At 48.8% G+C, this 22,615-nt stretch carries 31 protein-coding genes and 2 pseudogenes; 25 read left to right on the top strand and 8 right to left on the bottom strand.

Annotation, left to right across the window (positions count from 1 at the left end):
• The first annotated feature begins 43 nt into the window (after nt 1-43).
• From CWM52_RS14975 to CWM52_RS14905, 15 genes are all read left to right on the top strand, one after another.
• Complete coding sequence (locus CWM52_RS14975; protein ID WP_100684822.1) at nt 44-772, top strand: DUF3944 domain-containing protein; 729 nt, start codon at nt 44-46, stop codon at nt 770-772.
• Between the two features lie 59 nt (nt 773-831).
• Complete coding sequence (locus CWM52_RS14970) at nt 832-1,509, top strand: helix-turn-helix transcriptional regulator (protein ID WP_049141562.1); 678 nt, start codon at nt 832-834, stop codon at nt 1,507-1,509.
• 54 nt (nt 1,510-1,563) lie between these two features.
• Nucleotides 1,564-2,028: a hypothetical protein gene (locus tag CWM52_RS14965; RefSeq protein WP_100684821.1), complete on the top strand. Its 465-nt coding sequence runs from the start codon at nt 1,564-1,566 to the stop codon at nt 2,026-2,028.
• An 86-nt stretch (nt 2,029-2,114) separates the two neighbouring features.
• Nucleotides 2,115-2,474, top strand: a complete 360-nt coding sequence (locus CWM52_RS14960) for a hypothetical protein (RefSeq protein ID WP_046881884.1) — start codon at nt 2,115-2,117, stop codon at nt 2,472-2,474.
• An 81-nt stretch (nt 2,475-2,555) separates the two neighbouring features.
• Nucleotides 2,556-2,768 (top strand): hypothetical protein, encoded by a 213-nt coding sequence (locus tag CWM52_RS14955; protein ID WP_100684820.1) that lies wholly within the window; start codon nt 2,556-2,558, stop codon nt 2,766-2,768.
• Between the two features lie 98 nt (nt 2,769-2,866).
• The gene (locus CWM52_RS14950) at nt 2,867-3,688 is read left to right on the top strand and encodes a DUF932 domain-containing protein (RefSeq protein WP_100684819.1); all 822 of its coding nucleotides are present in this window, start codon (nt 2,867-2,869) and stop codon (nt 3,686-3,688) included.
• Nucleotides 3,689-3,758: 70 nt separating this feature from the next.
• Complete coding sequence (gene radC / locus CWM52_RS14945) at nt 3,759-4,229, top strand: RadC family protein (protein WP_100684818.1); 471 nt, start codon at nt 3,759-3,761, stop codon at nt 4,227-4,229.
• Between the two features lie 12 nt (nt 4,230-4,241).
• Complete coding sequence (locus CWM52_RS14940; protein ID WP_100684817.1) at nt 4,242-4,565, top strand: type IV toxin-antitoxin system YeeU family antitoxin; 324 nt, start codon at nt 4,242-4,244, stop codon at nt 4,563-4,565.
• Between the two features lie 36 nt (nt 4,566-4,601).
• A complete protein-coding gene (locus tag CWM52_RS14935; protein WP_100684816.1) occupies nt 4,602-4,922 on the top strand; it encodes a TA system toxin CbtA family protein in 321 nt (106 codons plus the stop codon).
• A 113-nt stretch (nt 4,923-5,035) separates the two neighbouring features.
• A complete protein-coding gene (locus CWM52_RS14930; RefSeq protein WP_049265507.1) occupies nt 5,036-5,866 on the top strand; it encodes a DUF4942 domain-containing protein in 831 nt (276 codons plus the stop codon).
• 76 nt (nt 5,867-5,942) lie between these two features.
• Nucleotides 5,943-6,950 (top strand): restriction endonuclease, encoded by a 1,008-nt coding sequence (locus CWM52_RS14925; RefSeq protein WP_100684815.1) that lies wholly within the window; start codon nt 5,943-5,945, stop codon nt 6,948-6,950.
• A 540-nt stretch (nt 6,951-7,490) separates the two neighbouring features.
• Nucleotides 7,491-8,069 (top strand): hypothetical protein, encoded by a 579-nt coding sequence (locus tag CWM52_RS26850; RefSeq protein WP_100684814.1) that lies wholly within the window; start codon nt 7,491-7,493, stop codon nt 8,067-8,069.
• 132 nt (nt 8,070-8,201) lie between these two features.
• Nucleotides 8,202-8,651, top strand: a complete 450-nt coding sequence (locus CWM52_RS14915) for an STM2901 family protein (RefSeq protein ID WP_100684813.1) — start codon at nt 8,202-8,204, stop codon at nt 8,649-8,651.
• A complete protein-coding gene (locus CWM52_RS14910; protein WP_100684812.1) occupies nt 8,645-8,971 on the top strand; it encodes a DUF1493 family protein in 327 nt (108 codons plus the stop codon). The genes CWM52_RS14915 and CWM52_RS14910 overlap by 7 nt, the downstream gene beginning before the upstream one ends.
• A gap of 17 nt (nt 8,972-8,988) precedes the next feature.
• Nucleotides 8,989-9,474 carry an Hcp family type VI secretion system effector gene (locus CWM52_RS14905; RefSeq protein WP_100684811.1) on the top strand — a complete coding sequence of 162 codons (486 nt, stop codon included), beginning with the start codon at nt 8,989-8,991 and terminating at the stop codon, nt 9,472-9,474.
• A gap of 201 nt (nt 9,475-9,675) precedes the next feature.
• Here CWM52_RS14905 and symE read toward each other — a convergent pair whose 3' ends face one another.
• The 6 genes from symE to CWM52_RS14875 all read right to left on the bottom strand — a co-directional run bounded on the left by symE (nt 9,676) and on the right by CWM52_RS14875 (nt 13,769).
• Nucleotides 9,676-10,008 carry an endoribonuclease SymE gene (gene symE / locus CWM52_RS14900; RefSeq protein WP_100684810.1) on the bottom strand — a complete coding sequence of 111 codons (333 nt, stop codon included), beginning with the start codon at nt 10,006-10,008 and terminating at the stop codon, nt 9,676-9,678.
• 421 nt (nt 10,009-10,429) lie between these two features.
• Nucleotides 10,430-11,446, bottom strand: a complete 1,017-nt coding sequence (locus CWM52_RS14895; RefSeq protein ID WP_100684809.1) for a Gfo/Idh/MocA family protein — start codon at nt 11,444-11,446, stop codon at nt 10,430-10,432.
• A gap of 22 nt (nt 11,447-11,468) precedes the next feature.
• A complete protein-coding gene (locus CWM52_RS14890; RefSeq protein WP_100684808.1) occupies nt 11,469-12,449 on the bottom strand; it encodes a PTS glucitol/sorbitol transporter subunit IIB in 981 nt (326 codons plus the stop codon).
• The gene (locus CWM52_RS14885; protein ID WP_100684807.1) at nt 12,446-12,817 is read right to left on the bottom strand and encodes a PTS glucitol/sorbitol transporter subunit IIA; all 372 of its coding nucleotides are present in this window, start codon (nt 12,815-12,817) and stop codon (nt 12,446-12,448) included. The genes CWM52_RS14890 and CWM52_RS14885 overlap by 4 nt, the downstream gene beginning before the upstream one ends.
• Nucleotides 12,814-13,341: a PTS glucitol/sorbitol transporter subunit IIC gene (locus tag CWM52_RS14880; RefSeq protein WP_100684806.1), complete on the bottom strand. Its 528-nt coding sequence runs from the start codon at nt 13,339-13,341 to the stop codon at nt 12,814-12,816. Before CWM52_RS14880 ends, CWM52_RS14885 begins: the two co-directional genes overlap by 4 nt.
• 155 nt (nt 13,342-13,496) lie before the next feature.
• Nucleotides 13,497-13,769 (bottom strand): helix-turn-helix domain-containing protein, encoded by a 273-nt coding sequence (locus CWM52_RS14875; RefSeq protein WP_227521306.1) that lies wholly within the window; start codon nt 13,767-13,769, stop codon nt 13,497-13,499.
• Between the two features lie 130 nt (nt 13,770-13,899).
• On the opposite strand from CWM52_RS14875, the gene CWM52_RS14870 reads away from it, so the two are divergent.
• From CWM52_RS14870 to CWM52_RS14855, 4 genes are all read left to right on the top strand, one after another.
• On the top strand, nt 13,900-14,181 hold the full coding sequence (locus CWM52_RS14870; RefSeq protein ID WP_100684804.1) for a helix-turn-helix domain-containing protein: 282 nt from the start codon (nt 13,900-13,902) through the stop codon (nt 14,179-14,181).
• Nucleotides 14,182-14,291: 110 nt separating this feature from the next.
• Nucleotides 14,292-14,543, top strand: a complete 252-nt coding sequence (locus tag CWM52_RS14865; protein WP_054829351.1) for a helix-turn-helix transcriptional regulator — start codon at nt 14,292-14,294, stop codon at nt 14,541-14,543.
• Nucleotides 14,544-14,630: 87 nt separating this feature from the next.
• Nucleotides 14,631-14,870: a helix-turn-helix domain-containing protein gene (locus CWM52_RS14860; RefSeq protein WP_100684803.1), complete on the top strand. Its 240-nt coding sequence runs from the start codon at nt 14,631-14,633 to the stop codon at nt 14,868-14,870.
• Between the two features lie 335 nt (nt 14,871-15,205).
• Nucleotides 15,206-15,511 carry a helix-turn-helix domain-containing protein gene (locus CWM52_RS14855; RefSeq protein ID WP_416308810.1) on the top strand — a complete coding sequence of 102 codons (306 nt, stop codon included), beginning with the start codon at nt 15,206-15,208 and terminating at the stop codon, nt 15,509-15,511.
• Nucleotides 15,512-15,750: 239 nt separating this feature from the next.
• Here the strand turns inward: CWM52_RS14855 and CWM52_RS14845 are convergent, their stop codons facing one another.
• On the bottom strand, nt 15,751-16,824 hold the full coding sequence (locus CWM52_RS14845) for an FUSC family protein (RefSeq protein WP_100684801.1): 1,074 nt from the start codon (nt 16,822-16,824) through the stop codon (nt 15,751-15,753).
• 265 nt (nt 16,825-17,089) lie between these two features.
• Between CWM52_RS14845 and CWM52_RS14840 the strand changes: the two are divergent.
• The 4 genes and pseudogenes from CWM52_RS14840 (at nt 17,090) to CWM52_RS14820 (ending at nt 19,246) form a co-directional block, all read left to right on the top strand.
• Nucleotides 17,090-17,586: pseudogene (locus tag CWM52_RS14840) on the top strand (tlde1 domain-containing protein).
• Nucleotides 17,567-18,103: a hypothetical protein gene (locus CWM52_RS14835; protein ID WP_100684800.1), complete on the top strand. Its 537-nt coding sequence runs from the start codon at nt 17,567-17,569 to the stop codon at nt 18,101-18,103. The pseudogene CWM52_RS14840 and the gene CWM52_RS14835 overlap by 20 nt, the downstream one beginning before the upstream one ends.
• 476 nt (nt 18,104-18,579) lie before the next feature.
• Entirely contained in the window at nt 18,580-18,939 is a 360-nt protein-coding gene (locus tag CWM52_RS14825; RefSeq protein ID WP_100684799.1) for a type II toxin-antitoxin system RelE/ParE family toxin, read from the top strand.
• Nucleotides 18,923-19,246, top strand: a complete 324-nt coding sequence (locus CWM52_RS14820) for a helix-turn-helix domain-containing protein (protein WP_100684798.1) — start codon at nt 18,923-18,925, stop codon at nt 19,244-19,246. The genes CWM52_RS14825 and CWM52_RS14820 overlap by 17 nt, the downstream gene beginning before the upstream one ends.
• Nucleotides 19,247-19,460: 214 nt before the next feature.
• Here the strand turns inward: CWM52_RS14820 and CWM52_RS14815 are convergent.
• Nucleotides 19,461-19,709, bottom strand: a pseudogene (locus tag CWM52_RS14815) (SymE family type I addiction module toxin); the annotation flags it as partial.
• A 549-nt stretch (nt 19,710-20,258) separates the two neighbouring features.
• Here CWM52_RS14815 and CWM52_RS14810 point away from each other — a divergent pair.
• Both CWM52_RS14810 and CWM52_RS14800 read left to right on the top strand, forming a co-directional pair.
• Nucleotides 20,259-20,501: a hypothetical protein gene (locus tag CWM52_RS14810; RefSeq protein ID WP_165785400.1), complete on the top strand. Its 243-nt coding sequence runs from the start codon at nt 20,259-20,261 to the stop codon at nt 20,499-20,501.
• A gap of 1,518 nt (nt 20,502-22,019) precedes the next feature.
• The gene (locus tag CWM52_RS14800; RefSeq protein ID WP_100684794.1) at nt 22,020-22,580 is read left to right on the top strand and encodes a hypothetical protein; all 561 of its coding nucleotides are present in this window, start codon (nt 22,020-22,022) and stop codon (nt 22,578-22,580) included.
• Nucleotides 22,581-22,615 lie beyond the last annotated feature (35 nt).

The raw sequence follows: 22,615 nt of genomic DNA, 5'->3' as shown, positions 1-22,615 counted from the left end.
CCCTTAAAGTGTGAACTCTCACCACACTGACTGAGGAAGATTAATGGCTGTCTACCGTAACGACCCCGATCTAAACCTGCTGGGCCAGTGCAGCAATGAAGAGCTGCAACTACTGGTTTCTATTCTGACCACTGACCCTCGTGACGGCGACATCCGCTGGACAGAGAGCCTGACCAGCACCCCGGAATACCGTCTGCTGGCACCGGAACACCGCCGCTACTGGCAACTGATAGCGGCTGAACTTCAGCGTTACGGGGCCAATACGCTGGTAAGTTTGATTAGGCTGGGGCAAGGCGTGACCTATCGAGAAATCCTTGGTGATGTTTGCGACAAACTTGATGTGAACTTCAACCTGAAAAGCACCACCGAGACCATTGAATTGTGCCTGCTGATGAAGGTGCTGGAGAAAAGCCTGGACCAGATGACATCCGAAGAACTGGCTACCTTTTCCCGCAATATGCAACTCGACCTAACCAACCCCACCCCTCAGCTCATTTTGATGGCAGTACAGGCAGCCATACGTACCTCCTCGCTGGCTGCACTGGAGCTTGCCACCGTACTGTCTGCAAGCGTCATTACCTCACTAGGAGGCGTCGCCACTTGGGGCACGGTGGTGGTGGCATCCAGAGCACTGTCCGTTATTGCCGGTCCCGTCGCCATTGCGCTCAGTTCGGCGTGGATGATTTCCGACATTGCGGGTCCGGCTTACCGGGTCACCATACCGGCCTGCATCATCGTAGCCTGGCTCCGGCAGCAACGTCTTTCCCGCTAATCCATTTTTCACTGCCAGCAGATGACTGGTACCAATATTTTCTGCTGGGAGCACATAACATGTCTGAACAGGGACACCGCTATGATCGGTTGGCCAGCCGTCTCGCCATCCTGGTCAGTCGCCTCTTTATGGGCGAATCACTCAGCGTCAGACAATTGGCTCAGGAGTTTGGCGTTTCTGAGCGCACTGTTCAGCGCGACTTGCGTGAGCGTCTGCGTTATCTCGACATCGAATATTCCCGTGGAAGCTTCCGGCTCCTGGACGCCCGGGGTCCCTTTCGCACCAACAGCGACATTCTCCGCTTTGCCCGGATAACCAGCGTGGCGCATTACTTTCCTACTCTGGATCCCAGGCTGCTGTCGGTGTTGCTCGACAGTGGTCAGGATTCCCCCTGCATTATCTGGAATGCCCCGCCACGTCAGGCACCTGCGTTGTTTGGTGGTTTCCAGGCTATCGTTCAGGCCATCATCCGTAATCGCCGTGTTCACTTTCTGCATCAAGGTCATCAGCAGTCTGCAGTGGCCCCTTACCGGCTTATCTGTCTGGACGGGGAGTGGTACTTGGTGGCCGTATCGAAAGATCGCATTCAGGTGTTCACCCTTTCAGCCATCACTGATGTGGTGATGACCCTCAGCGGTTTTGTGCGAAACAGCCATATCACTCGCATTTTTCAGGACCCGAGATTCATTCAGGCTCTGCCGCATTATCAGTATATCAGCGGGCTCATCAGGGAATGAGCCTGCATTCCCGTCCGTCAGGGCAATTTGCTTTACTCACAAAAGGATACATTCATGAACAATTCATCACTCAGCGCGTTGGTGCTGGTCTGTGGCCTGGTTCCGGTCATGGCGCAGGCTTTCGGAAATAAGGACACTTGGTCCAGCGGTTGGGGCCAAGGCGTATCAGAGTTTGTTATCAAGGGGAAAGGTCAGTCGCAGTTATATCTGTCCTGTGAGGATTACGGCTCACAGCCAGCCACGGTCATATTTACGGACGCTAACGGGCATGAAGTCAGTATGGATGAGGATAAAAACCTCCAGGTCAGCATTGACGGTGGAGAGGCCATTGATATCAGTGAGTCTGGCAGTCGTCTCGGCAGCAATAACCTGGTGCTGGCCTGGACACAGTTGCGTAACGGCAAACAAGTCTCGGTATCCGGCGAAGGTGTTAAGCCAGCTACCTTCACACTAGCTGGGGCGGCGAAGGTGCTGCCAGAGTTTGGCACACACGGCTGTGTGGCAAAGGCATCACACTGATTTGTAACTATTTTTACCGTCTATTGCTGGTAATGAATGATGATATTCATGTCCCGGCGATACGTTTCTCTTAAAAGGAATACGCTGTGAAAATCAAACAATTGTTGATATCCGCACTGTTTTTACTGTCTGCTTCGGCGCTGGCGGAACCAACGTCTCCAATAAAAGTGGAGACCAGTGATTATGTTCATCCTGCCGGAACACGCTACGCCACTGTAGTGGTCACCTCGCTGGATGACAGTGTGAAAGTTGAAAACATTGACGTTAATCGGGGCAACTGCCGCATCGACAACAAAAAGTTTATGTCCTCCGTTAACAAGGAAACCATTCTGCCGATCACTCTGCGCTACGGGCAGTCCGTCAAAGTGAATTTTTATAATGAGTGCGTGGCTTCGGAAGTGGTAGTCACCACCGACAAAGGGGCGTGGCGCTACACCTATAACTGAGTAGTCTCTCTGCTTCATCTCCCTCCATAAAAGACGTCACATCACCAACGGACTGCCGTCAGGCAGTCCGGAGTAAACCCTATGATTTTTCTGAAAATGCTGGTGACTGCTTTGGGTCAGGTTCTGACCTGGTACGGCGGTCAGCAGGCCCGACAGTTTATTGAAATCCGCTTTCGTCAGGCCGGTCACGATGACGACAGCATAGATGCAGCCAGAGAAGCAGCCACGCTGCTGGTAACCGCGCTGATAACGGTCCTGATGGCGCAGATATTACGGATCCTGGACAACTTCTGAGCCGCCTTCTGCTGCAACGATCACTGAACCTGCATATCGCCCCTGCCTCCTTCCGGAGCAGGGGCTTTTGTTTTTATGCCCCAAAACCTAAGGAAATTATCATGAAATTAGCCAGCCGCTTTGGTGCGGTCAACCTGGTTCGCCGCGATCGTCCGCTAACCCGTGATGAACTGGCGCATTACGTACCGAGTGTCTTTAGTGAAGAAAAGCATGAATCACGTAGCGACCGATACACCTACATCCCGACTATAACCCTTCTCGATAACCTGCAGCGTGAAGGCTTCCAGCCGTTCTTTGCCTGCCAGACCCGAGTGCGCGACCAGAGTAAGCGTGAACACACCAAACACATGCTGCGCCTGCGCCGCGAAGGCCAAATCACTGGCAAGCAGGTGCCGGAAATTATTCTGCTTAATAGCCATGACGGCTCCAGCTCATACCAGATGCTACCGGGGCTATTTAGATCGGCTTGCCAAAATGGGCTGATTTGCGGTGAGAGTTTTGGTGAAGTGCGTGTTCCCCATAAGGGTAACGTGGTGGAGAAAGTCATTGAAGGGGCTTATGAGGTACTGGGGATATTTGACCGGGTTGAAGAGAAGCGAGATGCGATGCAGTCGCTGCTACTCCCCCCACCGGCCCAACTAGCAATGGCAAAAGCGGCATTAACCTATCGCTTTGGTGAAGAGCATCAGCCGGTGACGGAATCGCAGATCCTAATCCCGCGGCGCTGGCAGGATGAGAGTAATGACCTGTGGACCACTTATCAGCGCATTCAGGAGAACCTGATTAAAGGTGGACTGTCGGGACGAACGATGAAAGGTAAACGTGCTCAAACCCGCGCCGTCAAAGGTATTGACGGGGATGTAAAGCTCAATCGCGCTCTGTGGGTGATGGCCGAGAATATGCTGCAGCTTGCTTCGTGAGCCTTTCTATTATCCCTTCCCTAAGGTCTTGCCAATAAATCGGCGAGTCTTTTTGTTTTAAGGAGCAAATATGTCTGTATTCAATTTATCCCCGGTATTTCCTGCAAGAGAGCAACGCATCATTCGTCGGGCGTTACGACTGGTGGAGAAATATCAGCGTCAACCGAGTGAGTCATTTACTTCCACCAGCGTCACTAAAACCTGGCTGCAATTACAGATGGCTCATCAGGAGCGTGAAGTTTTTATGGTGTTGTATCTCGACAATCAGCACTGCCTGCTGGGATGCGAAACACTGTTTACCGGCACACTCAGCCAAACCGAAGTTCATCCCCGCGAAGTGGTTAAATTGGCACTGAAGCACAATGCTGCTGCAGTCATTTTGGCTCATAACCATCCGTCAGGTACGACAGAAATCAGTCAGCAGGATAAACACATTACTCAGCGGATAGTGAAAGCGTTAGCACTGGTAGAAGTGCGAGTGTTGGATCATTTGGTTGTTGGGAATGAAGTGGTTTCTTTTGCTGAGCAGGGTTTGCTTTAAACGGAGGTTTTCATGCCATTCACACTATCCCATGAATGGGGGCTACAAAGCGATATCACCCCACGATTTGGCGCAAGATTAGTTCAGGAAGGCAACCGGCTGCATTACCTGGCTGACAGGGCTGGTTTGACGGGAAGCTTTAGCCCAGAGCAGCTACAAAGCCTGGAAAATGTTTTCCCACTGTTTATAGAACAGTTAGAAAATATGTTGCGTTCCGGTGAGCTAAATCCACAGCAGCAACATCAGATGACCATTCAGCTTACAGGTTTAACTTGTATAGCTGATACCCTTAGTAGTTGTGGCTACGTTTACCTCACTGTTTATCCCGCCCAATAACTTCTTCTCTCTTCTTTTTTTATCAGGACCCAAATTATGCAAATTTCATCTGTACCGGCCATGGTGCCGGTTTCGTCACGTCTGTCGCCTGTGCAGGTGTGGCAGCAACTGTTAACGTATCTGCTGCAGCATCATTACGGTCTGACACTTAACGACACTCCATTCCACGACGACGAGGCCATCCAAGAGCATATTGAAGCTGGTATTACACTTGCTGATGCAGTGAATTTCCTGGTGGAACACTATGAACTGGTACGCACTGACCGTAAGGGATTCACTTGGCTGGAGCAGGCTCCGTTCCTGACCTCCACCGATATTCTTAGAGCCAGGCGAGCTACCGGATTAATAAATACCTGAATTCTTCGAGCTTCGTTCCTGATTTTTACCTCTGAACTTCCCACCTTTTTTATTCATCGCATAATGCGCCTGCCACTTCCGGCAGGCGTGTTTGCTTTTATGGACGATTAACGATGCAAACAGAACCCGACGTATTGACGGAACACAATGAGCTCATTCTTTCGACCAGTATCGAACGTGTAGTCACTGGACGCGATTCCGCACTAAAACAGATAGAACAACTCATTGAACAGCTTGATGCCATTTCGCGGTTAACCTCAGAAATTGGCGGTGGTACAGCGCAAGACTGGGCGATGAAGCTAGGGCACCGCTACGATAGTTGGCTGACTGAGAAGGCAGATAAAGCGATGCCTGCCGTCACCCGCAATATCGACAGTAGTATCTGGCGCGATTTGATGCTGAAGTCCGGCATGATGGCCTTAATGGATGCACAGGCTCGCGACCAGTGGCACAAGAACTTGGAGGAGGGCGATCTTCCTGCTATCAGTGAGGCGAACATTCTCAGCACTTTTGAACTGTTACATCTTAACAAAATGGAAGTCTTTGAGCGCGGGATCATTAACGTCTTCAAAGGCCTGTCGTGGAATTATAAAACCAATAGTCCCTGCAGCTTTGGTAAGAAGATCATCATCAATAATCTGGTGAGCCACAATCGCTGGGGATTTAGTCTGAACTGGGGTTGGCGGAGGGATCAGTTGGCAGACTTGGAGCGAATGCTGTTTTTACTGAGTGGTAAATCAATACCTGACAACCGTAGCGATATAACTACTCGGTTGATGGCGCATATTCGAGATAACCCGGATAAGGATGTTTATGAAGATGAGTTCTTCCGTATTCGCTACTTTCAGAAGGGCACTGCGCACTTGACTTTCAAGCGCCTGGATTTGGTCGAGAGGATGAATGATATTATCGCTAAACACTACCCAGGAATGTTAGCGAAGTAGTTTTGGAGAGTTTTGACGCCTACGGCGAACAAGTTTATGATCCAGCTTAATTTCTTTTCCTCATGAAGGGACGGGTATGGGCAACAGAATGTGGATGATCCGCGGTGACGGCGGCAAGCTCTATGACGATTTTCGTGATAAGCAAATTGTAGGCATCGGTTGGTCTCAGCTGGCTCCATTAGTCAAACCCGGCCTGTCCCGAGCCCAGTTACTCGCCTTATACCAGGAGGCAGATCCCTTAACAAAGCTGGGAACAGCCCGTTCTGGTGCATCGCAGGTCTGGCGTTTTGTGAATGAGATCCAAAAGGGTGATTGGGTTATTACCTATTCGCCAGCCAACCGTACTTATTTGCTAGGCAAAGTCACATCCGACTTCCAATATCATCCTGAATGGGTGGAAGAGGGGATGGGGATCGCTCGGCAGGTTAAATGGAATACTCAAGAAATCGACCGCGATAGGCTGTCTGTCGCTACCAAAAACACATTGGGTTCTACGCTGACGGTTTTCCAGCTTCCAGAATATGCGCTAGAAGAGCTTTTGCAGGATAAGAAACCCACTGCAGATGTAATTACTCATAATCCAATTGCGATGGATGAAGATGAGGTTGTTTCTGATCCGCTTCGCGATATGGAAATGCTGGCGTTTGAGGGTATCAAAGATCGTATCAACTCTCTTGACTGGGATGAGATGCAAAATCTTGTTGCCGGAGTTTTACGCAGTATGGGCTATAAAACGCAGGTTTCACCTGCGGGTGCCGATCGGGGTAAAGACATCATTGCTTCACCCGATGGATTCGGTTTTGAAAATCCACGAATTATCGTTGAGGTAAAACATCGTAGGGAGCAAATGGGGAGTCAGCAGATTCGCAGCTTTATCGGCGGTCGCCATAAAGACGATCGCGGGCTTTATGTCAGTACGGGGGGCTTTACGAAAGATGCTCGCTATGAAGCCGACCGCTCGACGATACCTCTGACGCTCTGGACGCTTGATGATCTCGTCCGTGCGCTTATTGAGAACTACGAGCAAGTCGATATCGAGACCAAACTTTTGGTGCCTCTGAAGAAAACTTTCCTGCCGGCCTGAATCTTGCTTTGATAGCCATATCGGTGTTCTACTGGTGTGGCTTTATACCCACTTGCAATGTCTATTTTTTGTAGGGATTTTAACTTGTGGGTACAAGTGCGGGTATAGCTATTTATTCCTGTTTCTAAATAACATTGATATCAGTCTATTAGGTGTGAAATTCGAGTCCGGCCTTCGCACTTCTTTCATTTTTTGATTAAAAAACAATTTAACTGAAATATCTCATCTTTATTATATGCCCAATCTTCCCTGATTTTTTCTTGCACAAAAGCCGCTCTGATGGCGAGTGGCGCTGGTATGTGACTTTCCGTTGTGAGCCGTAACCAGGCTCAAACTCAGTCTGAATATCAGCCACGCTCCCGAAGGATATCTGCATATCCCGCTAAATTTCACCGTTTGCCATAATCCATATGTCACAGCCAGGCTCATACCTCAACATAAAATAAGATTATTTTAAATAAAATCATGTTCTTAATATGGCTTGTCTACTAAGAAACCTGTACCTTAATCCACATATCACAAAAGGATATTGGGTGGTTTATGGACTTATATGGAAAGTTTGTAATCAACGATGCGCACTACTCTCCGTTATCGTTTCCTGGGGCAGGAACATTTTTAGCGTTCTCTGGCGATGGTATTTATCGCAATCGGGGAGCTTGTGGCATGAAGCCAACTTTAGTCAGTTCCATCATCGGTCTTTTTGATTTCCACAGCGCCAGTCGTTTTACTCGTTTCATACTGGGTGAACCCGATCTAGAAGTGTGGGAATCGTTACATTTTTACTTCGCTATTCTGATCACTACCCTGATCAGTGTTTCTGTCATGAGCGCGATGATCACCACTTACAACGGCATGACGCGCAAAGTTAATCCAGCCAACCTCTTTGATGACTGGATTTTATCCACCCTGCGACGTCTTGTTAAGGTATTCGCGTTCACGTTCCTGTTCTGGGCACTGTTCCGCTTCCTGCCTTACTCGTCTGTTTTTACTGACGGAGAAACATATCCGGCTTTCATTATTCCGGCTGCCGTGGCTTGCAATCTGCTGATAACGATGGTTTGTTATTGGCATATGATGAATAAAATTACCAAAATTTATTCTTTATTTAATGCTATATGACAGTGTTGGCTGCATTATTTTTAATGCAAAATTTATGGGGGTTCTGTCATAAAAATCATACTATTACTATATTTCGGCTGAAAAATAATCGCTATAATTGTCATTTCCACATTAATCATAATGGATTGTGATATGGATTCAGTAGAAGAGCTCAATGGAACATACTTTTATAAGGCTGTCTGTAATATTTCGTCAGGAGAGCTATTTTTCTGGGTTTTCCTCGACAAAATTGATGAACAATTTGGCGGGATTACCGATCTCTTAGGGATGGCTTGTATCGTTCTTGGGTTGCCGGTATTGAAAACCAGAGGTAAACCTTACGGAGCGACACCTGGTACGTCCATCGCCTCTAAATATTCTCGGGAATTCCTCAACGTGCATCTATCCGTAAGGCTCCCGACTCTGACAAATGCCAGCATCCGAACGCTAAAACCGATGATGACAAACAATTTAGGCGCATTCGTTGGACGCTCGATTCCTGTTATCGGTTGGGTATTATTGGCAAGCGATGTCGCTCAGATTACTTATAAAACGGTGAATACCTACAACACCATAGCCAGAAAAGAGGATCGTGTATGGTGACAGATAGCGAAATATTAGAGTTTTTCAGGGGAGAGTTATCTCTTGCAGTGACGTTTACTTTTAAGCCTATCCCGATTGAGTTTGATACGCCATTGCAAGGCTATGCCGAATGGGATGAATTACCTTATGCCATTGATGATTTCGGGAAGAAATTTAATGTCGATGTATCAGCGATCAATTTTGATACCTACTACCCGTGGGAAAGAGAGTCTGTATATCGCAAATGGTTTAACAAAGAGCCGATCAAGCAAGTATCAAAGCCGCTAACTGTACGAATGTTCGCAGAGTCAGCTAAAGCTGGTCTCTGGTTATATGACTAATTAAAAGGAGTTTAAGAATGGCTGTTCCCGTTCACCTGTTTTTGAAAGATGATGGCGGCGTGATGATCCGCGGCGGTTCCGATGTTCAGGACCGTGAGGGGAGTGTAGAACTTCGCGGCCTGACGCATAATCTCAGCATTCCTACCGACGGCGCTACAGGGAAATTAACCGGCACACGTAAACATGCGCCGTTTCTGTTCGATAAAGAGATTGATTCCTCGAGCCCATACCTTTACAAAGCCGTTGCCACTGGTCAGACGTTGCAAAGTGCTGAATTCAAGTTCTACCATATTAATAACGCTGGCCAGGAAGTGGAATACTTCAATATTCTGCTGGAAGGTGTGAAGGTTGTTTCTGTGACGCCAATTGTCCACGATACGCGAACGATAACCGGTACGGGCCATCTGGAAAGTGTGCAGCTACGCTATGAAAAAATCACCTGGCGTATTGTAGATGGAAATATCCAATATACAGATGCCTGGAACGAGCGTGCTACGGCATAAATGATGGTCCCTCGTTATACTGAACTCTATTCACTATCAGGTTCCTCTGTCGACGACCAAAGAGGATGATCGGGTGGCTATTAAAACTGATCTGATTCAGGTTACCCTAATAAACATACGATGTTGCACAGGAAAAACCGTTATTTACCCCCGCTTGCACCTGAAAAATAACCGCTCCTGACGCATCAGGAGCGGTATTTATTAGCTTCGTACACGTTTCCCCGCAATCACCCCAATAAACTCTCTTACCTGCTTCTGCTTCCTTGCCGACAGCTTCTCAACCCGACGCATCGCTTCTTCCAGCTCCGGTACCGGCTCTACCGCCGTCAGCACGATACAGCCTGCCATTACCCGTACTTCCACCTTTGTACCCGTCGCAAACCCTGCGGCCTCCAGCCACTGACCCTTCATCGTTAACGCCGGAATACGACTATAATCCGGAAAACGGCTCACATAGCTCACGGTTAACTGACGCTTATTTTTCGGCGACACTTCTGCAACGCATAAATCTGCAATACAATCGACTTCAGTCATAATTGCTATTCCGTATAAATAGTGATTGTGATGAGCGATGTGGACGTGCGCTAACACGTTCACATCGCGTTAAATAACACCTGTAAATCTAACCAGTAATAAAAACAAAGTCCAGTTGATAATAAGACATAATCGGCACCTTCTGATGTATATTAAGAACTGAAGAAGGATATTTAATCTTGATTTTTATGGCGTATAAATAGAATCGATGAATGAGTTTATTTTCTTATAAACCATTAAATGACTTAACGTCATATATTATTGTCAACTATCGGAAACACACTTATTCTATCCTGCGAATAAGTTCACGGACTATAGTGCTGGCAGCTACCCGCATAGCAGGACATCCGGCTATCAGCTAACACCAGTCACCGGATGAATAAAGTGAAAAAGGAAGGGAACATCCCTGTTCCTGGAACCCTTAAACCAGCAGCTCTGCCTGGCCGCTCAGCAGGCTTTTATGCGCCGTCTCGCAAATCCGGCTGGCCTGTAGCCCGTCATCTGCGCTGGCGGCATACGGGGTATTGCTCTTCACCGCTTTAATAAAGTCATTAATCGGGTCAATACCAAACCCGCTGGCGACGCCATCGCGGTAGGTAATGAAGTAGCTGTTCGGGGTCTTAACCGTTTGCTGGCCGAAGATCTCCAGCCCGCGGTTTTGTGAATCGGAGCGGATCCAGGCGTTATCGCACAGCACCGCCATGCGCCCGTCGTTGTCTTTCGGGAAAGCGGCGGGCAGGACCCAGCTGTTTTCAATCACCCACGAACTGCCGTCCTCCATCAGCAGGGTGCTCTGCACGCTGTCCCAGGTGTCCAGCCCTTTACTCGCCAGCAGGCGTTTCTGCCCGACCGCGTAAACTGATTTCACCTCCTGCCCGCTGATATAGCGCACCATGTCGAAGCAGTGCGAGCCGAGGAACCACACCGGCGAACTGTGCGCCGACCAGGCCAGCCATTCGCTGGGAACGGCGATCACATCATCCATATTGATATAGCCGCGCAGGAGCCTGCCGCTTTCCTCCTTCTGCACCTCCATGCGCACGCGGATCGCCGCCGGGTCCCAGCGCTTGTGAAAATCGACGCCGACGATTACCTCATGCTCCCTGGCGGCGGCAATAATCGCTTCGCAGTCGGCCACCGAGGTCGCCAGCGGTTTTTCAATCAGCACATGCTTACCGTGGGCAATGGCCTGCAGAGCCGGTTCCTTATGAAATGGATCGGACGTCGCCACGGAAATGATATCCACCTGCTGTTCATCCAGCAGGGTGGACAGGCTGGCGTACCCGGCGATGCCCAGCTCATCCGCCGCGGCATGGCAGCGCTCGATGTTATTGTCGCAGACCGCGACCAGCTCCACGTCCGGGTTATGCAGATAGGCGTTGATATGGTGCTTGCCATAAATCCCCGTGCCGACAACGGCCACTTTTAACTTGTTCATCATGACGTTCCTTATATGTCTGTTAAAACAGTCCCAGGGAGAATGCCCAGCCAATCATCACGGCCAGCGGGCCGGTCAACTGGCGGGAAAGCAGGAAGGCCGGTACGCCGCTGGCGATAGTCTCCGGTTTGGCCTCCTGCATCGAGAGGCCGACGGGCACGAAGTCGCAGCCCACCTGTACGTTAATGGCGAACAGAGCGGGCAGGGCGAAGGCTGGTGAGATATTCCCCAGCCCAATCTGGGTGCCAATCATCACCCCTACCACCTGGGTAATCGCCGCACCGGGTCCGAGAATAGGCGACAGAAAGGGGATGCCGCAGATCACCGACAGCAGCAGCAAGCCCCACAGCGAGTTCGCCATCGGCGTCAGGGCGTGGGCGATCACGTTACCCAACGACGTGGCCTGGACGATGGCGATCAGCACGGAGACAAAAGCCATAAACGGGATCACCGTTCGCACCGATACGTCCACCGCCTCACGGCTGGCGGCAAACAGCAGGGCGATCACGTGGCCGGTCTTATTACCCAGCGTTTCCACCGCCAGAATCAGCTGATTGCCAAAAGTGGCGGGCGGCGGCGTCTGCGCGACCGTTGGGGCAGGCTCCACAACGATCGCCTGCGGCTCATCCGGTATCGCGTCTGTCGCCACGCGGGTGATCTGCCCTTCATGCACGTCCGACACGTAGTTGCTGGTGTTAATAAACTGCGCCAGCGGCCCGGCTTGCCCGGTAGGCATCACGTTAATCGTCTTGATGCCTTTTTTCGGATACAGCCCGCAGCGCAGCGAGCCGCCACAGTTGATCACCACGCACAGCGTCTCTTCATCCGGCGGAACGGCCTGAAAGCCGTTGATCACCTCCGATTGCGTGAGTTCGCCCAGCCGACGGGCGACGGGATGGATCTCCCGCCCGGTCAGCGACACCACCTTTAGCCCGCTGCCGATCGGCAGCCTCAGCCCGGTACCGAACCCTTCGGCGCCGGGAGCAACGTTGATCAGGTTCATTGCGCACTCTCCTTAACGATCAGATAGCCCTGCAACAGCGCAAGCGCAGGGACTTTGCCGGCAAGATGTAGCGTGCCCTGATGGCGCGGCGCGCTGGCGCTATCGAACACCAGTGTCAGGTGTCCGAGCTCCAGCAGCGCCTGCAGGGCGCGGCTGCCAACGGCGGTGATGAGGTAGTCCTCGCCCCCGAGCGTGAATCGATCGCCCGCTAGTAGTCGGGCGTGCTCGTGCTGAAAAACGGGCCGCAGGGCCAGGGCGTAATCCAGGCAGTCCGCCGGGCCGTCGGCGCGAAAGGTAATCAGCAGGTTATCCGCCAGGCCGTCCGCCGCATGGGGGCCGACGCGTTCGATATGGGCCTGATAGATCATGCCGCACCTCCCGTCGCCTTATGGCGCAGGCGCAGGAACAGATATTCGGTGATCATGCCGCGCAGCAGGCCAATCACGATGGCGGCGGCGATATAGCGCAGGGCCAGTTCGGTCACCGGCAGGCCGAGGGTTTTGATCCCGGCGGCGACGCCCAACCAGATGAACAGCTCCGAGGGCACCACGTGGGGGAACAGGCTGGTCAGCGGGTGGGCAGTGGTGCCCAGTGCGTCCTCATATCCGGGTTTGCTCTTTTCCGGCAGCAGCTTGCCGAGCGTCAGTGCGCCGGGGCTGCTCATAAAGAACCAGCCGAGGATCGGCAGCAGGCCATAGGTCAGGATCCGCGAGCGACCAAACAGCGTCGCTACCCGTTCCATGCGCTGCTGGCCGACCAGCTTCATCAGAAAGTTGATGGCGAGCAGCAGGCAAATCAGCATCGGAATGATCCCGCTCATCATGTCGAGAAAGACCTTCCCGGCGAGCTGGAAAATATTGATAAAGCTTTCAGCAAGGGTAACCAGAAACATGGCGACCTCCTTGCGTGGGGCGGGTTAAAGCGGGTTGCAGTGATACATCCTCAATAGTGGTATGCATAAACAACTCCTTTTTAGCGTGTGTAAATAAAAGACCTCTTTGTTAATTCATTGATAAAAATGATTTCTGGTGAATCTGGCGATTATTTTCAAACAGCAGACGGCAGGGGCTGTCCTTGTCCCGGTGGAGCAAGGACTTTTTTCGGATTACGGGCTCGGGTGAGATCGGAATAACGGCTGGGCCAGATTTCAAAGGGATGAACATTCAGCGCGATAGCAACCAGACGCTCGTCTTCAGGCAATAGACGCATCAAGGTATTTGCCAACTCCACATTCGTGTCCAGAGAAGGTCTCGTCAGGTTGATACCACATGTGCGCAGCGCAGTGATGTTGTAGGCGCAATACCGTTCTTTGTTGGCCATTCCACTCATACCTCTTTTGATATCAGGGTCAGACAGGACAAGATTTTTATGGACTTTAGGAACTCTAAAGATGAAGCATCTTAAGGAATACTAAAGATGCTGTCAATATGACCATTCAAAGGAAAGGGTTATGATTCCGAAGCGTCTGAGAACGACGAGAGAATTGGCGAATATGTCGCAGGAAGAGTTGGCCGCAGCGGCGGGGGTTTCTGAAGATACGGGCTCTTCAAGAATCTCACATTACGAACATGGCAGGCATAAACCAAAATTTGATTTGGTATGCCAGTTAGCAAAGGTGCTTGATGTCCCTGAAGGATATTTTTATACGTTGGATGATAGCTTTGCGGAAGTGATGTTGAAGCGACGTGCTGGACAACGAGGTCAATGGGAGAAGGATAAGTCAGATAGTTGATTTTATTAGTGTATTACTGAATGCTGAACTATCTATCTTTATGAACTCTAAAGATAAAATGACTTGAGTAATGCTAAAGATTACCGTGAAATTCTTACTGGACACACGGTATGATCCCCAAGAGACTTAAAGAAGCACGTTTGCGTGCAAAGCTGACCCAGGAGAAACTGGGGGTACTGGCTGGTATCGAGGAGGCTACAGCTTACTCACGTTTATCTCATTATGAGAATGGTACGCATAAGCCGACGTTTGAACTGGTATGTGAATTTGCACGGGTGCTTGATGTGCCGGAGTGCTATTTTTATATCCGGGACGACCAGTTTGCAGCAGATGTATTAGCGTTGTTTTTAAGCAAGAAGTAAAGAATGACCTCAACAGGCCATATGGTTCATTATCCGGGCTGGCAGGTCATAAAAAATACCATATCGATATAGATCGAGAAAAATGACATGCCTTCTATTTATTCTGATGAATATCAAATGGTTATAAAACTATTGCGTACAGCAAGGAAGGAGAAGGGGTTAACTCAGGTAACGCTGGCCCAGGCGCTGGGGCGTCCACAGTCATTTGTCGCCAAAATGGAGAGTGGTGAGAGGAGATTAGATGTCGTGGAATTCGCGCATATTGCTGCCTTGCTATCTATTGAACCGGTCAATGTATTAAATGTCATTATGTCAAAATACAAATAATAAGGTCTGAATCGCTTTTTTAGGCTTGAATTCATGCGGGCTACAGTCATGTATTTTCGTCTCACTGACGTTGGGTGATGACTTTCATAGAATCCGTCATCAGAATAAAAATTCTTTTGGTTCAGTACAATGCTGGGTTACTTCAACCCGGGAATTACCTCGACATAGGTTCTATATTCTATCTGTGAATCTATTTTTTCGGGATATCGATATAAATTTATGGATAACTGTAATAAAGACTGCTTTTTAATTACTGGTTCAAGTATTAGATTAATGTGTATTTTTATGCGTGAGGTGGTACGCAATTCAGAGGGCGATAATTCTCGTCTTCGGAGATGAACGGGATGGCAAACGTGATCGGAAAGCGACTGAAAATAGCCAGAGTGACCGCCGGTATGACTCAGGCGACATTAGGTGTCAACGCGGGCCTGGAAGAGGAATCCGCAAGCTCCCGTATTAGCTCATACGAAAAGGGCATCCATGCCCCCGATTTTACATTAGCCTGCAAGCTGGCGGCGGTACTTGATGTACCGGAAGCCTACTTCTACGCGGTAGATGACGATTTGGCGGAGTTGATATTGCAGTACCATCGTTTTAAGAAAAACAATCCAGGGAAGATGGTATTGATCGGGCCAAACTAAATGGCATACACCAGGTTTATATTAGCATTGATCCCCTTATGCGATGGGTTGTCCGCGGCCTGACAGTTTATAAAGCTTATATGAATGGCTCCCTCAGATTCAGGCTCTCTTTGGGACCCATATTAAAAAGCTCAGGTTGCAATCTGGCCTCTCCCTGGAGGCAAGTGCGGACTCGTTCGCGCTGACATCAGCGGCATCAAACGCGGGGTCATAAACCCAACCTTTACGGTGCGTGTCAATTATGCGTCGCGTGAGCCCAGCAGTGCCTGTAAGGCATGCTCCAGTTGCCGTGCATTATCTTCTACCGTGAGCCATTCTGGCGGTAGTTCATGGCGCTGGTCAGCGGTGGACTGAGGTGGTGTTCCCATACAAGCCTGCGGGTCACTTTCTTTAAGCGCAACAACGGCGGATTGACGGGCGAGTACCATGCAGCTATCCGACAACCACTGACAATACGTCATCACGACAGTTGGCGGTGGAGTATGGGTGTGTGACATGGCCCGGCTGAGACTTTCCGCTAATAAAAGGGAAGTCGCGTATACCCGGATTGCATGGCGGTCGTAACGCTGTGTGACGGTGGCAAGCCGCCCGGCATTTAGCCGACCCCGTAGTGACCAGCGTTTACTGACCTGTGCTTCAGCTACAGCGGCGCGAAGAGCGGCCAGAGCGGCCTGAGCCTCTGAAAGCTGGCTCAGAGCGGCTTCTGCTCCCTTACTGCTTTGCACCTCACAGGCTCGTAGCATTCGATCCAGTCCATTACCAATCTGACGCAGGAAGTCGGAGGTTGAACGCCCAATGTCGCTGAATGGATTAGACGTAAAGAGCACCTGGCTGAATAATAATCCGACAGAGGCTCCCAGCAGAACGTCCACTAAACGCGTGCCGCCCGCGCTTTCAGGCCCCATGGCAAGAACCAGAGCCACCGATACTCCAGCCTGGATGGGGACCACCGGAGCCGGGCCGATGGCGGCGCCCAACAAAATAGCGAAGAACATACCAATGCTCATCCGCACCAGTGGATGAGTATCGGGGAGCTGCCACATCAACTCCCCCATCACGATACCGAACGTACAGCCAATGACCAGATTTCTTGCCTGTTTCAGGTGGCTGGGTACACCCGGAGCAAGACATACCACGGCACTGACGATGGCAAACGTAGGATGCTCATGCCCTAACAGCCATACCGCCAGTAACCATGCCAGCAGGCAGGCCAGTGCCGTAGCAAGCGCATCGCGCGCTGCCAGCCTCGCACGCGAAGGAAATCCAGTGGTGATTTGGCGCCAGGCCAGGCGTAGACGAACGAACCAATGCAACAGGAAACTCCTCAGCGATGATGCGCATGATGATTCACGGTTCTGGACGACCCGCACAGATGCCCGAAATAGTAGATCACATTGCGGGAAAAGGGGGCAGGATTATGCGTTCGGATGCTTCTCTGGGCATTGAAATACCGCAGCCAGGCGCTTGCTACCAACATAAAATAAGATTATTTCAAATAAAATCATATTATTAACATAGCTTGTCTACTAAGCAGCCTGTACCTTAATCCACAGTTCAAAAAAGGATATTGGGTGGTGTATGACTCTGCATGGAAGGTTTGTCATCAACGATGCGCATGACTCTCCGTTATCGTTTCCTGGGGCCGGAACATTTTTAGCGTTTTCTGGCGATGGTATTTATCGCAATCGGGGGGCTTGTGACATGAAGCCGACCGCAGGCCCGGTTCCGGCGGGTAAATACTGGATTGTTAATCGTCCTGCAGGTGGACTCCGATCGCACGTTAATACCGGTGTTCGGGATCGTTACAACCATGTCATGAATGGTGCGACGCTCAGGCACAGGCGGGATGATTGGGGAACCGACGATGACACATGGAATGAGGGGGTAAACGCGGTAACTTCCGTTTGCATCCTGCCGTGCTATCAAAAGGGGGTATCACTCTGCTACATGCTTCAGATTTTGCCATGTCGCGTAATGCATTGCTGAGAACACCGCAGGTAGATGTTTCTTGTATGAGTAAACTCAAGGCATACGGCACAATTGAGGTGATCGCCAATGGCAAAACATGCCCTTAGCTTGTTGCTTAAAATAATGCTGTTTTATGTGGTTATGCTGATCGTCGCTAAGGCCATTCCTTCCGACGGCTTCGTCAGTTCAATCATCGGTCTTTTCGATTTCCAGAGCGCCAGTCGTGTTACTCGTTTCATACTCGGTGAACCGGATTTAGAAGTGTGGGAATCGTTACATTTTTACTGCGATATCCTGATTAATACCCTGATCGGTATTCCTGTCATGAGCGCGATGATTACCGCTTACAACGGTATGACACGCAAAGTTAATCCAACTGGCCTCTTTGGCGACTGGATTTTATCCACACTGCGACGTCTGGCTAAGGTATTTGCGTTCACATTTCTATTCTGGGCACTATTCCGCTTTCTGCCTTACTCGTCTTTTTTTCCTGACGGAGAAACATATTCAGATTTCATTACTGCGTCTGCCCTGGCTTTCAATCTGTTGCTAACCATGGCTTGTTATTGGCTCATCATGAATGAAATCACCAGCAAAATTTATTCTTTATTTAATGCGATATGACCACGCTATCTGCTGATTTTTACTGCGAATTTTATGGGTGTTTTGTTTTAAAAATAATAATATGACTATATTGCGGCTGAAAAATAACCGCTATGATTGTCATTGCCACATTAATCAGAACGGATTGTGATATGGATTCAGTAGAAGAGCTAAGTTGTCCATCAGGTTCCCCACACTGACAAATGCCAGAATCCGAACACTAAAACCAATGATGACAAACAAGATAGTCAGGAAAGAGAAGCGAATATGGTGACGGATAACGACGTGTTGGCATTTTTCAGGGTCTTGCAGTGACGTTTACTTTTAAGCCTGTCCCAATTGATTTTGATACGCCGTTGCAAGGCTACGCCGAATAGGATGATATGCGTGGTTAAAAATACGGCCAAATTATGTTGGCTTCAGGCACTTTGCATCAGTGAAAAAAAGGATTAATCTAGCACCAGGTGCTATAGTCAAGGTAACAGGATGTCAGCCTGATGCGCGTATTCAAAACCAAATGGTTCAGCAAGGCAGCCAAATCTCACGCCATCAAAGATAGTGAGTTATGTCGGGCTATAGAGGCGGTAGTGCAGGGGAAGGCTGACGATCTTGGCGGGGGAGTATACAAGAAACGGCTGAACCAGAATCGCGATCGCGCCATTATCCTGGCGAAAGGCGGGGAGCACTGGTATTACACGTTCCTTTATGCCAAACAGGATATGGCAAACATTGATAATCGCGAACTGGCCGGGTTCCGCGAGTTAGCAAAGCACTACGCTGCTCTTAGCGATGAAAAGATCACGGCACTGATTAAGAGTAAAGAACTGGTGGAGATTTGCCATGACTGCAAAAAGTAAATTTAAGAGTCCTGCATTTGAGGCCATCCACAGCGCGGCTGCTGGATTATTCAGCGTCGATGCTATCCCGCAGGAGACGATGCGCAACTTTGATAAAGCATGCCTTAATAACGTGAACGATCTGCAACCTGTTGAGATTAAAGCATTACGCGAGAAGCTGAACGTCAGCCAACCCGTTTTTGCCAGCTACCTGAATACCAGTGTGTCAACGGTGCAGAAATGGGAAAGTGGCGTAAAACGCCCCAGTGGGTTATCGCTGAAACTGCTTACCGTGGTGCAGAAGCATGGGTTGAAGGTACTGGTTTGATTTAGTTGTACTGGCTTATTTTGGGTCTGGTCATTTTATGCGATAAATTTCGAGCTAATTTGATGGGGCACTTAGTGCCAAAAGCGGAAATTATTTCTGATGGCTAACGTCTGATACATTTAGCATTTGTATCTGGATAGTGACCAAACTAGCTTTTCGGATGTCAGGCGGATAGGCGAAGAACGTATTGATGTTTTCCCAGTGCACACGCCAGCTTTTGCTTCCTCGCCGACAGCTTCTCAACCCGGCGCATCGCTTCTTCCAGCTCCGGTACCGGCTCTGCCGCCTTCAACACAATACAACCCGCCATTACCCGCACTTCCACCTTTGTACCCGTCGCAAACCCCGCCGCCTCCAGCCACTGACCCTTCATCGTTAACGCCGGAATACGACTATAATCCGGAAAACGGCTCACATAGCTTACGGTTAACTGACGATTATTACATCCGGCGAATACACTCACCGCCCTTAGTGCGGACGTTCATTCGCAGGGCAGTACATCCCCAGTAACCGGATGAATAACCTGAGCGACCAGAGCAGGGGAACACCCCTGTTCCCGGAACCCTTAAACCAACCGCTCTGCCTGCGATATAGCGCACCATGTCGAAGCGCTGGCGGCAGGACGATAATGAATGCCGGCCTCACTGAGCGCTGAGTTATCTGACCTGACTGGAGGTACAGGTACAGCAGGATGGCGAAATGAAAATTTCGGAGGCAGGAAAACGAAATGAATAATCCACCGTGGCGTTTAATTCTGCGCCAGGTCAATATTACAAAGAAATATGACTTATAGTATATTTTTATCAAGGGTGGGATTTTTCACTTATGCCTGGTCAAATATTCGCTGCATTATCATCCTTCTGTTCGGTTTATCCTTGTGTCTTTTTATAATAAAATATAAGTAATTATAAGGACTATTTCTATGGGATTTCATTGTAACGTGTAAAAAATGGCTTATGCTTAAAAATCGACATTGTGTCGAATGGGAAAAACAAACAACAAAGGAGGTTATATGTTTGATTTTTGCCCCAAGTCCATGAAGACTAACGTAGATTTTATTGCATTTACTGTTGCAAAAATGGAGCATGAACAGCGAGGATTGTGTGTGCATGCTGTCTCTGGAAATATGCCTTTAGAAATGTCTGAGTTATTTCATCAGCGTTTAAGATTTTACCGCGAAAAAATAAAGTATTGGGCCTCACGGCGTAGTCCGTTCCATTCCTGTGAAAAAAATGATGTTCTTGATTATAGTTGATATTTTATCTTACGCCCCAGATACATCGTTGGGGCGAATCGTCATTGACCGGCAGGGGTATGAATTATCAGGACGGTGAAAGGGATCCACTTCTGTGTACTGGATGGGGTACCGAACGCGATAATCATGCGGCTGCTCGCCATTCTCCACTCCCTCCGGCGGTATCGTTCATTGTTGTGATGCCGCTTTGCTTATCAGCCAGATTTGCGCAGAAATTTGTGGCCGCAGAGGCTGTAGCGGCTCAATGCCTGTTTGCGGTTCATTATCGTTTTCAAACCTGTATCCCCGGGCAACGACTCACTTTTCCGGATAAGGCGTTTTCTATGGTTATGCCTGACGCCGGGAGACGTTGGCGACGGTTATTGCCTGATAGCGACTTTATCGCCGATGTGCTGCGCTTCTTTGCGCAGCACAAGTCACGCTTTATCAGGGATGGCTCTTATGGGCGACCTCACTCGGTCCGGCTGGTGAGGATGATTTGGTGATTGAGCCGATCGCACTATCCAGGCGGAATATCATTCACGAGAATTATGATTATGACTGAAGCGCCGGGTTTAAGACCGGCCGGGTCTGGCGATTCAACACTATGTCACCATACATCCGGGGTGAAAAACAGAGTGATAAGTTCTGCTGTGAATGCTGTCGATAACCTCAATATTCAGATTTTTACCATTAATAGTGATGTTGTCAGGGGAAAATGAATTTTCTTTTACCGATCTGAAGGCCATCAAGTAAAGAGACGACATGTAAATGACATATTGCATGACGGAAGCAAAGAAGTGACTGAATGAGGCTAAAGAAGTGAAATTTAAGTAATGGTCGAAAGTTTTTATGAGTGCCGTATTGTTAATATTTATAACTGGTCGTTCCATAACTCATAGTGAGTTACATCAATCTTCTTCGGGTTGGCTGGAGAATTATTTGTCAGGGTGATGTGTGGATTGATGGCAGATCGTGTGGCAATGATCTTCAGGGAATGTAATCAAATGCCTGTATTCATAACTTGTCATCGCTGAGTCATTAGTTCACAAAAGATGATTAAGTTCTCTTTTGTGAAGTAAATATGCCCTTTGCTGCAGGTGAAATTATTCTGATGGCAATGGGATAACACGTTAATTCGGGGGCTGATTTTTTTAGAAAAGCCTTTCTGTCAATCAATAAAATCTAACGGAAAATTCCTACGTAAAAAGGATGGTTAATTTAAATTTGTTTTTATTTTAATTTTTCAATTTTATTTTTTTATTTATTTTTCATGTGGTTATGTGTTTTTTATGGTTGCTTTTGTTTTGTGATAAAACAAAAGATATCTGTTTTTAATTAATGTTTCTTATGCATTTTGAATTGCTATTGCCGATCAATGTTGTGGTGTTTGATAGTCAATATCTATCATTGTTGGTGTATCAAACGTTCTAAACAATTATGAAAAAAATATTTCCATGAGTTACAAATTAAAAGGTGAATAACTGACAGAGAAATCCGTTTGTCCTAAAAATAGATCTTTAATCGAATGAGTCTTTAATGCATTGTTATTTTATTTCAGACAATAAATTTATCCTGTCGGCTGTACAGGAACTGCCAAGGTATACAGAGGGTGAATATATATTTCTCTGTGCCACCAATCCGATATACAGAGAAATCCAACCGCTTTGCGAGGACATCGTTGTTGTGGCTGTTCAGGACAGGGAGTTGCGCCGCAGAATACTTCATGTCCCGGCAATGAATAGCTGTCGTGTTATTATTCTCGTGAATATAAGACGCGTATCACTGCGTGGCCTTTCCCGGACATTCCCGTGGGTGTTCAGCGAAAAAATGTCCCTGAATACATTGAGCCGCATTTTGAGGCTGGCGACACGTTTACCGGTTATCAGGAACAAAGTCACAGAACGGGAAACGCTCCTTTTCGATTATCTCTGCAGGGGATATTCATTCACCAAAATGGGCCGCAAGATGAATTTGAGTGCGAAATATCTTTACTCACTTAAACGAACCACTTTAGTGAAATATGGCCTTCCGGAGTACGGCTGCACGGGCATTCAGGTCTGTCGGGATATTATCGGTATGCGTCAGGGAAAAAATTAGTAAATAACCCAACCTGCAGTATTTGACTGAAAGGA

The organism is Raoultella sp. T31 (assembly GCF_002806725.1).
In the GTDB taxonomy this organism is placed as follows: Bacteria; Pseudomonadota; Gammaproteobacteria; order Enterobacterales; family Enterobacteriaceae; genus Klebsiella; species Klebsiella electrica.
This window is presented reverse-complemented; position numbering and strand designations above follow the sequence as displayed.

Bases quoted from the DNA above. Each gene is read 5' to 3' on its own strand.
- CWM52_RS14885 (WP_100684807.1), bottom strand. From the start codon at position 12,817: ATGATCTATCAGGCCCATATCGAACGCGTCGGCCCCCATGCGGCGGAC.
- CWM52_RS26850 (WP_100684814.1), top strand. From the start codon at position 7,491: ATGGACTTATATGGAAAGTTTGTAATCAACGATGCGCACTACTCTCCG.
- CWM52_RS14955 (WP_100684820.1), top strand. From the start codon at position 2,556: ATGATTTTTCTGAAAATGCTGGTGACTGCTTTGGGTCAGGTTCTGACC.
- CWM52_RS14905 (WP_100684811.1), top strand. From the start codon at position 8,989: ATGGCTGTTCCCGTTCACCTGTTTTTGAAAGATGATGGCGGCGTGATG.
- CWM52_RS14970 (WP_049141562.1), top strand. From the start codon at position 832: ATGTCTGAACAGGGACACCGCTATGATCGGTTGGCCAGCCGTCTCGCC.
- CWM52_RS14975 (WP_100684822.1), top strand. From the start codon at position 44: ATGGCTGTCTACCGTAACGACCCCGATCTAAACCTGCTGGGCCAGTGC.
- symE (WP_100684810.1), bottom strand. From the start codon at position 10,008: ATGACTGAAGTCGATTGTATTGCAGATTTATGCGTTGCAGAAGTGTCG.
- CWM52_RS14915 (WP_100684813.1), top strand. From the start codon at position 8,202: ATGGATTCAGTAGAAGAGCTCAATGGAACATACTTTTATAAGGCTGTC.
- CWM52_RS14865 (WP_054829351.1), top strand. From the start codon at position 14,292: ATGATCCCCAAGAGACTTAAAGAAGCACGTTTGCGTGCAAAGCTGACC.
- CWM52_RS14875 (WP_227521306.1), bottom strand. From the start codon at position 13,769: ATGGCCAACAAAGAACGGTATTGCGCCTACAACATCACTGCGCTGCGC.
- CWM52_RS14935 (WP_100684816.1), top strand. From the start codon at position 4,602: ATGCAAATTTCATCTGTACCGGCCATGGTGCCGGTTTCGTCACGTCTG.
- radC (WP_100684818.1), top strand. From the start codon at position 3,759: ATGTCTGTATTCAATTTATCCCCGGTATTTCCTGCAAGAGAGCAACGC.
- CWM52_RS14895 (WP_100684809.1), bottom strand. From the start codon at position 11,446: ATGAACAAGTTAAAAGTGGCCGTTGTCGGCACGGGGATTTATGGCAAG.
- CWM52_RS14860 (WP_100684803.1), top strand. From the start codon at position 14,631: ATGCCTTCTATTTATTCTGATGAATATCAAATGGTTATAAAACTATTG.
- CWM52_RS14965 (WP_100684821.1), top strand. From the start codon at position 1,564: ATGAACAATTCATCACTCAGCGCGTTGGTGCTGGTCTGTGGCCTGGTT.
- CWM52_RS14855 (WP_416308810.1), top strand. From the start codon at position 15,206: ATGAACGGGATGGCAAACGTGATCGGAAAGCGACTGAAAATAGCCAGA.
- CWM52_RS14940 (WP_100684817.1), top strand. From the start codon at position 4,242: ATGCCATTCACACTATCCCATGAATGGGGGCTACAAAGCGATATCACC.
- CWM52_RS14890 (WP_100684808.1), bottom strand. From the start codon at position 12,449: ATGAACCTGATCAACGTTGCTCCCGGCGCCGAAGGGTTCGGTACCGGG.
- CWM52_RS14825 (WP_100684799.1), top strand. From the start codon at position 18,580: ATGCGCGTATTCAAAACCAAATGGTTCAGCAAGGCAGCCAAATCTCAC.
- CWM52_RS14820 (WP_100684798.1), top strand. From the start codon at position 18,923: ATGACTGCAAAAAGTAAATTTAAGAGTCCTGCATTTGAGGCCATCCAC.
- CWM52_RS14880 (WP_100684806.1), bottom strand. From the start codon at position 13,341: ATGTTTCTGGTTACCCTTGCTGAAAGCTTTATCAATATTTTCCAGCTC.
- CWM52_RS14835 (WP_100684800.1), top strand. From the start codon at position 17,567: ATGGCAAAACATGCCCTTAGCTTGTTGCTTAAAATAATGCTGTTTTAT.
- CWM52_RS14800 (WP_100684794.1), top strand. From the start codon at position 22,020: ATGCATTGTTATTTTATTTCAGACAATAAATTTATCCTGTCGGCTGTA.
- CWM52_RS14810 (WP_165785400.1), top strand. From the start codon at position 20,259: ATGTTTGATTTTTGCCCCAAGTCCATGAAGACTAACGTAGATTTTATT.
- CWM52_RS14910 (WP_100684812.1), top strand. From the start codon at position 8,645: ATGGTGACAGATAGCGAAATATTAGAGTTTTTCAGGGGAGAGTTATCT.
- CWM52_RS14925 (WP_100684815.1), top strand. From the start codon at position 5,943: ATGGGCAACAGAATGTGGATGATCCGCGGTGACGGCGGCAAGCTCTAT.
- CWM52_RS14870 (WP_100684804.1), top strand. From the start codon at position 13,900: ATGATTCCGAAGCGTCTGAGAACGACGAGAGAATTGGCGAATATGTCG.
- CWM52_RS14930 (WP_049265507.1), top strand. From the start codon at position 5,036: ATGCAAACAGAACCCGACGTATTGACGGAACACAATGAGCTCATTCTT.